Origin of the sequence: Kineosporia sp. A_224 (assembly GCF_002198655.1) — a bacterium.
Taxonomy (GTDB): domain Bacteria; phylum Actinomycetota; class Actinomycetes; order Actinomycetales; family Kineosporiaceae; genus R-H-3.
The window spans coordinates 1-13,143 of the sequence record NZ_MWLN01000117.1 but is presented as its reverse complement, the minus strand read 5'-3'; the positions used below and the strand labels follow the sequence as shown (position 1 = coordinate 13,143).

The window sequence follows — 13,143 nt, the reverse complement described above, 5'->3', positions numbered from 1 at the left end:
CATCCCCTCAGCGCAGGGCGTTCGACGTGGTCGTCCACGAGGGCAGGAGGTCGGCCGGCAGCAGGCCGGCCGCCAGGAGCGCGGTGCCGAGCACCAGCGCGAGCGCCCCCACGGGGCGCACGAGGAGCCGTCCGCGCGGTGCCAGCCGCTCGACCGCCATGAGCGTCGCGAGGAGGACCATGAGCGGCAGCGCCGCGACGCCGACGGCGAACGACACGGCCATCAGCGCCCAGCAGCAGCCGGCGCACGAGAGCGCGTACGCGCCGGCGACCGTGGCCGACTCGACGGCGGCGGGGCGCTGACCGCGCCAGTGCGCGACCGCGAAGCCGCGCGGGCTCCGGCACGCCCGCAGGCACGCGTTCTTCAACGGGCTGAACTGGTAGAGCCCGGCCGCCACGAGGACGGCGCCGGGGACGGCGGCCGGGTGCGTGCCGAGCCACGCGACCCGTCCTGCCACGACGTGGAGGGCGACGTCACCGGCGACGAGGCCGACGCCGACGACGACCCACACCGCGACGAACGCTCCGGCCCCGGCTGCGAGCGCCGGACGCCGGCCCGGGTGGCGGGCGAGCAGGCCCCGGAGCACGAGCAGCATCGGCAGCGCCGGGGGCAGCATCATCGCGACGACCATGACCGTCCAGCCGAGCAGCACGGTCCCCGTCGCGGCCACGGGGCCTGCGGCCTCGGGACGCACGAGCCAGGAGGCGCCGGCGCCGGCCGCGGGGTCGCCGATCAGCCCGCCGACGACGGGTCCCAGCGCGTGGTGGTCGAGCGCCGGCCCGTGACCGGCCGCGGACAGCGCGAGAGCCGCCCACGCGGCGGCGGCCGCCACGACGACCGCGAGCGCGAGACCACGCGGTGGCGCGACGGCCACGCGCGCGGTGCTCACCCCTCCTCCGCCGGTGGGACCGGTCGGGCCCCGAGGGGCTCGACGAGCTCGTCGTCCTGCTCCGGGGCCTCGAGCCGGCCCGAGTCGTCCCGTTGCACGTACCGGAACCGGCCACGCATGCCCGAGCGGCCGCTGACCTCGACGTACCCGCCCGCCAGCGCTCCGACCGTGATCTCCAGCCGGCCCCCGAGCTGGCTCTCGACCGGCTCGTCGCCGATCCCGAGCTCCGAGGCCAACGCGGTGTGCCGCAGCGTCATCGCGGGGCCGCCGTCGAACCCCCGGGGCCCGCCCGTGGAGCGGACGTAGGCAGGTGCGTCGGCCGCGACCGGGTGCACCGTCAGCGTCCAACCCGTGCTGCCGGCGTCCTGCGCCGGGTCGAGCGAGATCCGGGCCCGTTCCCGGGCGAGCACCTCGCCGCTGACGGCGGCGAGGTCGGCGAGAGGGCCGCCGAGACCGCCGGAGAAGGCCGCGCCCAGCAGGGCGACCTGGGCGTCGTCGGCCGCCTCGTCGACGAAGACCACGGTCGCGGACGACGCGGTGCGCCGGTTGCCGAGGTGGGTCGTCACGGCGACGACCCGCAGGCCTGCGACGTCGAGGCCGTCCACGACCGAGCCCGCGTCGAGCGTCCAGGCGAACAGGCCGGTGCAGTGCCCGTCGTCGGGCTCGTCGTCGACCCAGCACGGGCACACGACGTAGCAGTCGCACGCCTCGATGAAGTCTCCGCTCAGCAGGTAGTCCATGGCTCCCCCGTTCAGCTGCGCACGGTGACGGCAGCCGTCACGGCCCCGCCACGGCTCGACACGACGTCAACGGTGCGGCCCGGCACCGGGCGCGGTCTGCCGTCGCCGGCGACGAGCGTGAGCCGCACGTCCCACGCACCGGTCGCGTCGACGAGCGCGGACCCCAGGTCGCCACCCTCGTACGTCACGGTGACGGTGTCCGGCGCCACCCCGGTCGCCGTCCCGCGGACCCGCCAGCGCCCGGACGCCGTCCGGAACTGGGCCCCGGAGACCAGGAGTGCGTCCGTGCTCACCCCGACGGTGACGTCCGCGGTCGCAGCCGGGCCGCCGGGTCCCGAGACGGTGAGCCGGAACGTCACCGGGCCACCGGCCGCGGGCATGACGAACGTGGCGCGGTCGGTGGCGGCACCGCTGACGGCACCGACGTCCGCGCCTGCCGTCTGCGTCCAGGCGAACGCCGTGGCCCCGGTGCTCGCGCTGCCGTCCAGCACCACGGTGGCACCGGGGACGGCGACCGGTTCGGCGGCGACGCGGGCGGCCGGGGCCGGCTGCGGCGCCGGCGGCGACGGCGGACCGGTCACCGTGACGTCCCGCTGCCCGACGCCGCCGGGCCCCGCAGCGCCCGGCCGCGACGACGTGACGGTCACCCGGGCGGGCGGCGCGTCGAGCGTCACCGTCGCGGACCCGGCCGCCAGCGCGCCGATGCCGTCGGACGCCGTGAGCACGGGCGGGACCGCGAGGTCGGACGAGGCCGCCTCGACGGTGAGGGTGCGTGCCGCGATGTCGTACTCGGCGCGGGTGACCACCACGGCGTCGGTCACGGCGGCGGGTGTCGTGCTGGGCGGCTCGTCGCCGACGTTGACGACGAGCACCTCGGCCGGTACCGCGGTGCCCGCGTCGAGGCGACCGAAGTACCGCCCGCCCGTGGCACGCAGCGCGATGCGGGACGGCGCACCGCCGGCGTCGACGACGGCTTCGACCGCCTGGCCCGGCTCGGACCCGGCGACGACGTCGACGACGACCGCACCGGCAGCGTCGCGGCTGTAGACGGCGCGGGCGACGTCCACCCCGACGACCGTGGCGCGCTTTCCCTGCACGGTGAACAACGCCGTCTCGACGACGTCGGAGCCCGGCCCGCCGACGCCCGGGCCGCGGACCCGGAAGACGTTGGTACCGAAAGGGCTCCCGGTCACCGTGTGCTCGGTGGCACCGTCCCCGACGTAGCCCGCCGGCGCCTCCGTCTCGCCAGGCGCCAACTCGGCCCCGGATGTCCAGCGCAGGAACGGGCCGACCTCGGAGGACAGCGCGCCGTCGAACCCGAGCGGCACGGCCCCGACGTCGTCGGTGACGAAGACGCGGCCCCGGCCGTCCGCCCGCAACGACCCGGTCTCGCCGAACGGGTGCGTCACGACGTAGTCGGCACCCGGGACACCGCCGTCGATGCGGACGCGCAGCCGGCCGAAGACCATCTGCTGACCGGGCGCGACGTCACCGGTCCCACCGAAGGCCGCCTCGAGGGCCAGGACGAGCCGGGCCCGACCGGGGACGTCCCCGCCGAGGACGGTGAGCCTCGCGTCCGCGAGCCAGTAGAAGGACTCGTCGGGGAAGTCCGCGGCGAACGGCGCCGGTGCCGGGGCCGCGGGGACGTCCCCGATCGCCGGCAGGAACGGGTCCGCCCGGTCCAGCCCCAGCTCGAGGAGCAGCCCGGTCGAGTCCTTGAACCACAGCGGGAACGAGGTGACGGGATGGCGTGGCCCCACGGCCACGAGATGATCGGTGTTTCGCTGCACGGAGGCTCCCCCGAACCCTGGTCGCACGGCGCGCCCCGGCCGCCCGCGCGGCCCGCCTCGATGTGAGGAGCGCCGCACAAGGGTCCAGATACGCCCGATCTTGACCCATGATCGGAGCAGCCACCGGGACGGTCAAGTGCCTAGACCTGGGACCTGGGTCCTGGGTCCTGGGACCTGGTCCATCGCTGACTTCAAACCCTGGGACGTTCCGTTCAGCACACCCGCCGTCCGTGACCATCGGCGGCCGGGCTGCCTGACACCGCCGCGGGCGTCGGCACCGCCGCCGTCCTGAGGACCTCGAGAGCGGCGGGACGACGGCACACCGACTGCAGCACGACGGCCCTGTCCTGTGCCGCCCGGGCGGCTACCGGGCGGTCACTGCGCCGCAGGCAGCCACTTCTTCCACACCTTGGGGTGGTCGTCGAGCCAGGCCTTGGCGGCCTCGTCCGGCGGCGTCCCCGCGTTGATGGCCCGGGCGACCTCGTTCTGGTCGGCGTCCGTCCACTGGAAGTTCTTGATGAGCTCGGCGGCCGGGCTGCCGGACTGGGCGAACTTCCGGTTCATGATCTTGTCGAGGTCGAAGGGCTGGTAGTCGCACGCGACAGTCTTCGGGTCGGCGTCGCAGCCGGGGGTGTACGGCGGCAGGGTCACGTGCGCGAGCGGGAGCTCGGAGAGCAGCCACTGCGGGGAGTAGAAGTAGCCCAGCAGCGGGGTCTTGTCCCGCTCGGCGGCCCGGAACGCCTTGATGAGCGCGTCCTCGCTGCCGGCGTAGACGACGGTGAAGTCGAGCCCGAGGTTGCGCAGCAGCGGGCCGTCGTTCGTCACGAACGTCGGGTCGCCGCCGAGGAACTGGCCCTTGCCCTTGGAGTCCTCGGTCTTGAACAGCGGCGTGTACTTCTTGAGGTTGCGCGAGTCGGTGATGTCGGGGTAGGTCTTCGCCATCCACGGCGGCACGTACCAGCCGATGACGCCCTTGTTGCCGGTCAGCCCGCCCTCGACGATGAGGCGCTCGTCGTCGATGTACTTCTTCTTGAGCTCGTCGTGGCCCCAGTTCTCGACGATCGCGTCGGTGCTCCCGGCGGCGACCTGCTTCCACGAGTCGTCCTCGGCGGCCTTGCGGATCTTCACCGTGCAGCCGAGCTCGTTGACCGCGAGGTACCGGATCACGGCGAGGTTCGCGTCGTACCCGAGCCAGGCGTTCGACGCGAGCGTCACGGTGCCGCACGTCGTCGGGGTCACGCCGGGCGCGGGGGCGACCGCGGGGGCCTGCCCGCCGCACGCGCCGAGCGTGAGGGCGGCCGCGGCGACCGGGACGAGCCGGGCGGCCGCGCGGCGCAGCAGGGTGGGTCGTGGCATGGCGGGTATCCCTCTCCTGGGGCTGGTGCGGGCGTCCACGGGCGGCCGGGTCACAGCCGGGCCATGGGTTCGGCGGCCTCGGCGAGCCGGCGCGTGATGAGTTCCTCGACGAGCGAGATGAGGACGGACTTCACCGACTCCCGGTTGCGCGCGTCGCAGCGCACCATCGGGATGTCGGCGGGCAGCTGGAGCGCCTCGCGGACCTCGTCGAGCCCGAAGGCGGACTCGTCGGGGAACTGGTTGACGGCGACGATGAACGGCAGCCCGCGCTCCTCGAAGAAGTCGATCGAGGTGAAGCAGTCCTCGATCCGGCGGGTGTCGACGAGGACGACGGCACCGAGCGCTCCGTGGACGAGGTCGTCCCAGAGGAACGTGTACCGGGTCTGCCCGGGCGTGCCGAACAGGTACAGCCGCAGCCCCTCGTCGAGGCTGATCCGGCCGAAGTCGAGGGCGACGGTCGTCGTGTGCTTCTCCGGCGTCGCGTCGATGCGGTCGACCCCGGACGAGGCCTCGGTCATGTCGGCCTCGGTGAGCAGCGGCTCGACCTCGGAGACAGCGGCCACGAACGTCGTCTTCCCGACGCCGAAGCCGCCGCTCACGACGATCTTCACCGACACCATCGGTGCCGGGTGGTCAGAGGGCGCGGACACGATCACGGATCCTTTCGAGCAGTCCCAACGAGATCTCCTCCACCTGGACCACGGTCACCGTGCCGCTGTCGACGAGGTCGCCGACGAGCACCCGGACGACGCCGATCGGCTGGGCGAGGGCGACGGCGAGCTCGGCGAGGGAGGTCGGCCGCTCTGTCAGCTCGACGATCCGCCGGGCCTCGAAGCGCAGCGTCCCGAGCGGGACGCCTGGTACCGAGCGGACGAGGGACTCGATGCGCAGGTCCTCGCGGCTCGTCCGGGTCCGCCCGCCGGTGAGGAGGAACGGGCGGATGAGCAGGTCGTCGACGGCACCGTCGTGCGCGCCGTCGTCCGGACCGTCCGGCGAGGTCGAGAGGTGGCGCGGCGGGCCCGTCCCGGGCTGCTGCTCCGGCGGGCTCACGGGCGCAGCTGCCGCCGTGACGCCGCGATCAGCTCAGGCGTCAGCAGCGGCCCGAACCGCTTGGCGAGGGAGCCGATCTCGTAGCCGATGAGGCCGACGTCGCAGGCCCCCTCGGCGACGACACCGAGGCAGCTGCCGTCGGCGATGACCGACACGAGGAGGAACCCGCGGGTCATCTCGATCATGATGAGCTCGAGCCCGAGGAAGTCGTAGCGCCGCGACGCGCTGCGCCCCAGGCTCGCCAGGCTCGACACGATGACCGCGAGGTGGTCCGCGTCGTTGCGCTCCAGCCCGTCGGAGGCCGCGATGAGCAGGCCGTCCGAGGAGACCGTGACGGCTTCCCGGACCCCGGCGGTCTCCCGCACGAAGTTCCCGAGGAGCCACCCGAACTGCTGGTCGGCGTGGGCACCGATGGTCATGACCTCTCCTCCGTCTGGGTGCCTGCCACCCGGTGGTGCTTGGGGACGACCGGCATCGCGTCGCCGCCTTCCGGGGCGTCCGGTGTCGTGTCCTCGAACCCGCGCTGCATCCCGGACCGCAGTGCCGAGAAGCGGTTCCCGAGCCGGCCCGGGGCCGACTCCTCGATCGGCCCCTGCAGCACCGGCGGCCCGGCCGGCGGCGCGACGGGGTACGAACGCGATCCACCTGACCCCGGAACGCCCGGAACCGGCGTCGCCCGTGTACTCCCCGGAACCCGCACCCGCAGGCCGTTTCGGGTCCGCAGGTCCGACGCCCGCCCAGACGCACCCACACCCGGCGCGACCGCAGGTGGGACCACAGGTGGGACCACAGGTGGGACCGCGGACTCAACAGGGACCCCAGGCACCCCAGGGATGCTGTCCTGGCGGGCAACTGCACTGCGGCGCAAAACGCTCGACGGGGGCAGCGGGCTCGACGGCGGCACCGGCGCCCCCTGCTCCGGAGCCCTTCGCGCCGCGGCGGGTGCCGGCGGGCTCGTAGGCGCCTGCATCACCGCGGGCACCGGCTGGGCTGGTGATGGCGGGACTGGTGATAGCGCCGGGGCTGTCGGGGAGGTGGGGGTCGGTAGAGCGGGGGCGGTCGTCGCGGGGACGTTGAAGATGCTGCTGGGCGGATGCGCCGCGGCAGGGTCGGTCCGGACCGTGGGCACGGCTCGGCCGGCGGGCTGCACGGCGGGTTTCGCTGCCGGGTCCGCGATCGGGCCGGTGCCCGCGTCGCGCGCGGGGACTGTCATGGGGGCAGCCGCATGGGCAGCCGCAGGGGCAGCCGCATCGTCCTGGATGTCGACGACGACCCGGTCGTCGCTGTACCGGTCCCCGGCGGGCGGGGTCGCGTGCGCACCGGACGCCGCGGGCACCTGGCGCGCCGCGGCGGCGGCCTCCTCGTGCCGCTCCCGGACGGCCGTGAGGTCCACGGGGCCGGTGACGGTGGCGGTCACGGTCACCGGCACGCTGCGCGGCGCCTCGCGCGCGCCGCGGCCGTGGTCGGTCGCGCTGACGACCTGCCCGGACTCGATCTGGCCGGGCCGCACGAGCAGCGCGTCCGGGATGTGGATGCGGGCCGTGACACCGGTGACGGGCGACGGCAGGAGCTCGACCCGGACGCCCGCCTGCTCGGCGAGGCGGCCGACGACGTAGTGCCCGAGGAACCGCGACGGGGTCACCATGAAGTCGCCCTCGCCGCGCAGGCGCCCGTTGGCGTCCTCGAGGTCCTCGGCGCTCATCCCGATGCCCTGGTCGACGACGGCGATGAGGTAGTCGTCGCCGAGCTGGCGACCGACGACCTCGACCTCGCAGTCCGGTGGGGAGAAGCGCAGCCCGTTCTCGATGAGCTCGGAGAGCAGGTGCGAGAGGGAGCCGATGACCGCGCCCGAGACGAGCGTCTCGTCGACACGGCGCAGCGCGACCCGGCGGTAGTCCTCGACCTCGGAGACCGCGGCCCGCATGACGTCCGCGATCGGTGCGGGCGTCGTCCACTGGCCCGGGCTCTGCGCACCGGTGAGCACGAGCAGGCTCGAGGCGTTGCGTCGCATCCGGGTCGCGAGGTGGTCGAGCTCGAAGAGGTTCGCCAGCCCGGTCGGGTCCATCTCCTCCTTCTCGAGGTTGGAGATGAACCGCAGCTGCTTGCGCACGAGGTTCTGGTTGCGCCGTCCGAGGTTCGTCAGCGCCTCGAGCGTCGCGCGCCGCTGCATCGCCTGCTCGACGGCCAGCCGGTAGGCCGCCTCCTGCAGGTGGTTCAGGGCCGAGACGACGGACCGGATCTCCGCGCTCGCCCGGCGCGGGGCGGCGACGGGCGCGGGCCGCGGCGGTGCCGGCTCGGCCGAGCCGCTGCCTGGGTCGAAGGCCCGCAGTCGCAGCATCGCGGCCGGCAGCCGCTCGTCCGCGACAGTCTCGGCCTCGGCGGCCAGGTCGGCGAGCGGGCGGCTCACCGCCAGCGAGGCGAGGACGGCGAGGTAGATCGAGCCGCCGACGCACAGGAGGACGACGACGAGCAGGCCGCCGAGCCGCAGCGTCGCCTCCCGCTGGAGCTCGAACGCCCGCAGCCGGATCGTCGACCCCACGTGCTCGCGCAGGGTGCCCATGTCGTCGAGGACGGTCGTGTGCGCCGACCACCAGGACTGCGGGTTCACGACGACGGGCCGGCCGTCGGCCGCGAGGACCGCGACGCCCTCGAAGTAGTCGACGACGCGGCCGGCCCCGGTGTCGAGGAGGTAGCGCGCGGACGCCGTCTCCTGCGTACCGGCGACCGCGAAGTAGCGCTTCCAGGCGTTCGCCTTCGCGGCGCGCATCTCGGCGAAGGTGACGAACTCGCCGCGGCGGAAGCCACCGGCGGAGAAGACACCGGAGAGGAACGCGCGTTCCTGGGCGGTCGCCTCGGCGGCGTCCTGCAGGGCGGTCAGCACCGCGACTCCGGCGGCGAGCTCGGTGTCGCCGACCTCGGACAGGCCCAGGTCGAGCTGGGTCAGGCCGGCGATGCGGTCGGTGTAGAACGTGAAGGTCGCCTGCCGCGCGGCCGCCCCCGAGTCGGTCGCGGAGCGCACCGGCCCGAGGCCGTCGAGCGACCGGAGCGCACCGCGCACCCGCGCCTCGACGTCACCGGAGCCGGCGACGAGCGCCGCGAGCTCGCGGCGCTGGCTGTCGACGGCCGCCCGGACCCGGGTCAGCTCGTTCGTGAAGCTCTCGTTGCCGCCGAGGACGAGGGAGGCGACGCCACGCTCGTCCTGGAGGACCCCGACGAGCGACTGGACGCCGAGGGCGATCCCGACCGAGCGCGACGTCGTCTGCGACTCGCGGTAGTCCCGGACGGGCTGCGCGGCGACGAGCGCGAGGAGGAGGACGACCGCGGCGAGCGGCAGCGCGAGGATCCGGGCCATCCGCCCTCGCATCGTCCGGGCCCGGCGCCGGGGTCGTTCGCGGCCGGCCCCGTCGGGCGGGTCCGCACGCTCCTCGACGTCGATCGCGATCGTGCTCGCAACCTTGCTTGCGACTCGCTGACCCACCGCGGGGTCTCCCTTCGGCCACCGGTCTCGGACACGACGCCCGCCGGGCTGCGCGTGGACGCATCCCGCGCCGCCGGGGCTGCGACCCTGCGCGCTGCCGGCAGCCTGGTTGATCACCTGGATCGGGACGCGACCGCCCGGCGAACCGGACGACCCGCGACCAGCCCGACGTTGGCTCACCGACCGTTCGATCCTCACCGGCTGCCGGATTGCCGCAAGCTGCACCATGCTGGCACGGAGCCCCAGTCGTCACGGGCGGATTGCAAGAGCATGAGCCTGGCTTGACCTCCCTTTGAACGCCGCTCCCGAGCTCGCCGCCCGATTTTGCGTGGTCCCGATGCGGCCCGACGTATCGTGATCGACCGGGTGCGGACCGGTGCCATGGCCTCGCCATGGCGTCCGCCGGTGGAAGTGCTGGTGAACGGATGGTGAACGCGTTGGGGTCCGCGCAGCGGCTCCCTAGCGTCGGTGGGGAATGACCTCGGCCACGGCGACGGGAGCGATGGCGCTCTGCGCACGGCTGCTCCGGGGACTCGGCACACGGTTCTCGGGGAGCAGGAACCCATGACGGCCTATCTCGGCTTCGACCCGACCTCCGCGGTCTCCGGACTGCTCGGCAACCTCGCCGACTCCAGCTGGCGGGAGTGGATGCCGCTCGGGGTGGCGGGCGTCCTCGTGTGGGGCCTGTGGCTCTACCGGTGGACCCTGTCCCGCGGCTACCGACCGACGCTCAACACGTTCCGCACCACGACGTCCGTCGTCGTGCCCTCGTTCCGCGAGGACGTCGACGTGCTCCTCGCGTGCCTGACGACGTGGCTGGACCAGGACCCCTCCGAGGTCATCGTCGTGCCCGACCTCGCCGACACGGCCGTCATCGACGGGCTGTCGCGGGTCCGGGACCCGCGGCTGCGGGTCATCCCCTTCGAGCACCGCGGCAAGCGCTCGGCCCTGGGCGTCGGGATCCGGGCCGCCCGGGGCGAGGTGCTCGTCCTCACCGACTCCGACACCCGTTGGGAGCCGGGCCTTCTCGAGGCCGTCCAGATGCCGTTCGCGGACATCACCGTCGGCGCGGTGTCGACGAAGCAGAACGTCTACCAGCGGTGGTCGAGCATCTGGCGGGTCGTCGCCGACTGGATCATCGACCTGCGCTACTACGACTACGTGCCCGCCATGGCCCGCCGCGGCGGGGTCATCTGCGTATCCGGCCGGACGGCGGCCTACCGGCGCAGCGTCGTCATGAGCGTCCTGCCGAACCTCGAGCACGAGTTCTTCCTCGGCAAGCGCTGCGTCGCCGGGGACGACGGCCGGCTCACCTGGCTCGTCCTGGCGAGCGGCTACCGGACGACGTACCAGGGCAACGCCCGCGCCCTGTCGATGTTCCCGACCTCCTTCCGGGCCTTCTGCAAGCAGCGGGTCCGCTGGAGCAGGAACTCCTACCGCACCTACCTGACGGCGGCCTGGCAGGGCTGGCTCTGGCGGGTCCCGTTCATCTCGAAGGTGACCGTGCTGCAGATCCTCCTCACGCCGCTGACCATGGGCATGGCCCTGGGGTACCTCGTGGGCTCGCGGAGCGAGGCGACCTGGGCCTCGGCGGGGCTGGCCGCCGCCTGGCTCATGGGCGGCCGGCTCGTGCGCAGTGCGTCCCACCTCGTGCGGCGCCCGCTCGACCTGTTCCTCCTGCCGCTCGTGACGCTCGTCGTCATCTTCGTCTCCCTGCCCATCAAGGCCAACGCCCTGGTGACCATGAACAAGCAGGGCTGGCTGACCCGGGCGGCGGACCGTCAGGGCGCCGACGGGCAGACCTTCGACACCCTGGCCCCCGAGCTGCCCGCCGCGCCGGTGCGGCGCCCGGCCGCCGCGTTCACCGGAGCCGGTCGTGCGTGACACCCGCCGCGCCCGGCGGTCCCTCGTCGCCACCGTCGTGCTGGCCTGCGCAGCCACCAGCATGGTCGTGTCCGCCGGCGGCGCCGGCGCCGCTCCGCACGTCTTGCGCGGCACCGGCACCGAGAGCGGCTCCCCCTCCGCCGCAACGACTCCGGGGGCGTCCACGACGGACGACGAGACGGCCGGCTCCGAGGCACCCGGCACCGTCTCGCCGGAGGCCTCCGAGCGGCTCGCAGACCTGGTGTCCGCCGAGGACGAGCGGCTCGTCGACATCAAGGTCGCCGTGACGTCGCTCGGCGGGTCGACGCCGACGGTGCCGTACCGGGTGCGGTCGGCCGGCGGCTACACGCTGGTCCTCACGGCGCGCCGCTCGCCGTACACGATCAACGACCTGCGCCGGCTCGCTCCGCAGACGTTCGTGCTGCTCGAGGACGGCTAGTACCTGCTGCGCGAGCACCTGCTCGTCGACGCCGGCGCGACGCTGTCCCTGGCGCCCCAGAAGGCGACGACGATCCGGCTGGCGAGCAGCGGGCGGGGCTTCGTGTCGATCGTCAACGACGGGGGCCGCCTGCGGCTGCTCGGGCGGGCGTCGGCGCCGCTGACGATCACGAGCTGGGACGAGACCCTGCGCCGGGTGGACCCGCGGACGGCGGACGGCCGGGCGTACATCCGCTCCCGCGGGCAGACCGTCGTCCGGCACGCGACGGTGACGGACCTGGGCTTCTGGAGCGGCCGCACCGGTGGTCTGTCGATCTCCTTCCCCGACCGGCCGCAGACCGGGGCCGACATCGACGTCGCCGACACCCGCGCCCGCACCCCCGGGTCGACGAGCACCAACCGGCTGACGACGGTCCTCCCGACGGGCGGGCTGCCGGCCGAGGAGACGTCGCTCGAGGCGGTCGGTGCCGAGGTGTCCGACACGGTCGTCGAGGGCAACGCGTTCGGCCTGTTCGTGTCCGCGGCCTCCGGCGTGACGATCACGAACGTCACGATCCGGCGGTCGGGCGTGAGCGGCCTCGTGCTGCACCGTAGCGTGACGAGCGCCCAGGTGCAGCAGGTCCGCGTGGAGGGGTCCGCGCTCGACGGCGTCGTCGTGACCAAGGGCGTCGAGGGGACGACCCTGAGCCAGGTGGAGGCGCGCGGGAACGGGCGCGACGGCATCCGGATCGACGGCTCCCCGCTGGCGTCCGGCCCCTCGGCGTCCGGCCAGTCGATGCGCAGCTTCGGCGGCAACGTCGTCGCGACGTCGACCGTCGCCGACAACGGCCGCACCGGGATCCGGGTCGTCGGCGGCACGAACGTGCGGGTCATCACGAACTCGGTGACCGGTGGGCCGCAGGGCATCGTCGTCGACGAGGGTGCCACCGCGGTGGTCGTCGAGGGCAACCGCGTCGGCGGTGCCGCGACGAACGGCATCCACGTCCGGGACGCCGCGGGCGTGGAGGTCCGCGGCAACGCGGTCGACGGCTCGCCGACGGGGCTGCGGCTCAGCGACGCCCGGGCCGTCGTCGCGGACAACACCGTCGCCGGTGCCACGCTGCACGCGGTGACGCTCGTCGGTGCGGTCACCGGGACGTCGGTGACCGACAACCGGCTCGCCGGCTCCGGGACCAGCGCGGTCGACGTCGTCCGGGCGACGCCGGGCGCAGACCCCGTCGTCGGCAAGAACGACCTGTCGGGCTGGGAGGTGACCCTGACGAAGGACTCCCTGCTGTCGACGGTGATGCACCCGATGACCCTGCTGTGGATCGGGATCGGGGTCCTCATGCTGCTCACGCGGCCGCTCGGCAAGCGCCGCACCGGGATGCCCACCCCCTACCCGACAGGGCCGTCGTCCCCGGCGAGCATCGCGGACATCGAGGACGCGCAGCGACGTGCCCTCGAGGCGGCCGGCGTCCTCGCACCTCCCGCTGCACCCACCCCCGCCCCGGCACGCCCGACGCCGGCGCCACCCGC

Annotated in this window: 11 protein-coding genes; 3 read left to right on the top strand and 8 right to left on the bottom strand. The window is 74.1% G+C overall.

Annotated elements, in window-relative coordinates:
* Positions 1 to 7: 7 nt before the first annotated feature.
* From EDJALFJO_RS10305 to EDJALFJO_RS10270, 8 genes are all read right to left on the bottom strand, one after another.
* Positions 8 to 889, bottom strand: coding sequence for a DUF2182 domain-containing protein (locus tag EDJALFJO_RS10305; RefSeq protein WP_088284839.1), 882 nt, complete (start codon positions 887 to 889; stop codon positions 8 to 10).
* Positions 886 to 1,629: a DUF1326 domain-containing protein gene (locus EDJALFJO_RS10300; RefSeq protein ID WP_088284836.1), complete on the bottom strand. Its 744-nt coding sequence runs from the start codon at positions 1,627 to 1,629 to the stop codon at positions 886 to 888. The genes EDJALFJO_RS10305 and EDJALFJO_RS10300 overlap by 4 nt, the downstream gene beginning before the upstream one ends.
* A gap of 11 nt (positions 1,630 to 1,640) precedes the next feature.
* Positions 1,641 to 3,389, bottom strand: coding sequence for a hypothetical protein (locus EDJALFJO_RS10295; RefSeq protein ID WP_143448444.1), 1,749 nt, complete (start codon positions 3,387 to 3,389; stop codon positions 1,641 to 1,643).
* A gap of 405 nt (positions 3,390 to 3,794) precedes the next feature.
* Positions 3,795 to 4,775: an ABC transporter substrate-binding protein gene (locus EDJALFJO_RS10290; protein WP_088284832.1), complete on the bottom strand. Its 981-nt coding sequence runs from the start codon at positions 4,773 to 4,775 to the stop codon at positions 3,795 to 3,797.
* Positions 4,776 to 4,825: 50 nt separating this feature from the next.
* Entirely contained in the window at positions 4,826 to 5,425 is a 600-nt protein-coding gene (locus EDJALFJO_RS10285) for an ATP/GTP-binding protein (protein WP_233149785.1), read from the bottom strand.
* Positions 5,409 to 5,825 (bottom strand): DUF742 domain-containing protein, encoded by a 417-nt coding sequence (locus EDJALFJO_RS10280; protein WP_198950177.1) that lies wholly within the window; start codon positions 5,823 to 5,825, stop codon positions 5,409 to 5,411. The genes EDJALFJO_RS10285 and EDJALFJO_RS10280 overlap by 17 nt, the downstream gene beginning before the upstream one ends.
* Positions 5,822 to 6,244: a roadblock/LC7 domain-containing protein gene (locus EDJALFJO_RS10275; protein WP_088284829.1), complete on the bottom strand. Its 423-nt coding sequence runs from the start codon at positions 6,242 to 6,244 to the stop codon at positions 5,822 to 5,824. The genes EDJALFJO_RS10280 and EDJALFJO_RS10275 overlap by 4 nt, the downstream gene beginning before the upstream one ends.
* Positions 6,241 to 9,303: a nitrate- and nitrite sensing domain-containing protein gene (locus EDJALFJO_RS10270; protein WP_158220376.1), complete on the bottom strand. Its 3,063-nt coding sequence runs from the start codon at positions 9,301 to 9,303 to the stop codon at positions 6,241 to 6,243. Before EDJALFJO_RS10270 ends, EDJALFJO_RS10275 begins: the two co-directional genes overlap by 4 nt.
* 648 nt (positions 9,304 to 9,951) lie before the next feature.
* Here EDJALFJO_RS10270 and EDJALFJO_RS10265 point away from each other — a divergent pair.
* The 3 genes from EDJALFJO_RS10265 to EDJALFJO_RS10255 form a co-directional block, all read left to right on the top strand.
* A complete protein-coding gene (locus EDJALFJO_RS10265) occupies positions 9,952 to 11,187 on the top strand; it encodes a glycosyltransferase (protein ID WP_369812512.1) in 1,236 nt (411 codons plus the stop codon).
* Positions 11,180 to 11,626 carry a hypothetical protein gene (locus EDJALFJO_RS10260; protein WP_088284823.1) on the top strand — a complete coding sequence of 149 codons (447 nt, stop codon included), beginning with the start codon at positions 11,180 to 11,182 and terminating at the stop codon, positions 11,624 to 11,626. Before EDJALFJO_RS10265 ends, EDJALFJO_RS10260 begins: the two co-directional genes overlap by 8 nt.
* 102 nt (positions 11,627 to 11,728) lie before the next feature.
* On the top strand, positions 11,729 to 13,143 hold a 1,415-nt coding region (locus tag EDJALFJO_RS10255), incomplete at its 3' end, for a right-handed parallel beta-helix repeat-containing protein (protein ID WP_088284821.1).

Excerpts from the sequence above, each read along its gene's own strand:
- EDJALFJO_RS10265 (WP_369812512.1), top strand. The coding sequence starts at position 9,952 with ATGCCGCTCGGGGTGGCGGGCGTCCTCGTGTGGGGCCTGTGGCTCTAC.
- EDJALFJO_RS10290 (WP_088284832.1), bottom strand. The coding sequence starts at position 4,775 with ATGCCACGACCCACCCTGCTGCGCCGCGCGGCCGCCCGGCTCGTCCCG.
- EDJALFJO_RS10300 (WP_088284836.1), bottom strand. The coding sequence starts at position 1,629 with ATGGACTACCTGCTGAGCGGAGACTTCATCGAGGCGTGCGACTGCTAC.
- EDJALFJO_RS10275 (WP_088284829.1), bottom strand. The coding sequence starts at position 6,244 with ATGACCATCGGTGCCCACGCCGACCAGCAGTTCGGGTGGCTCCTCGGG.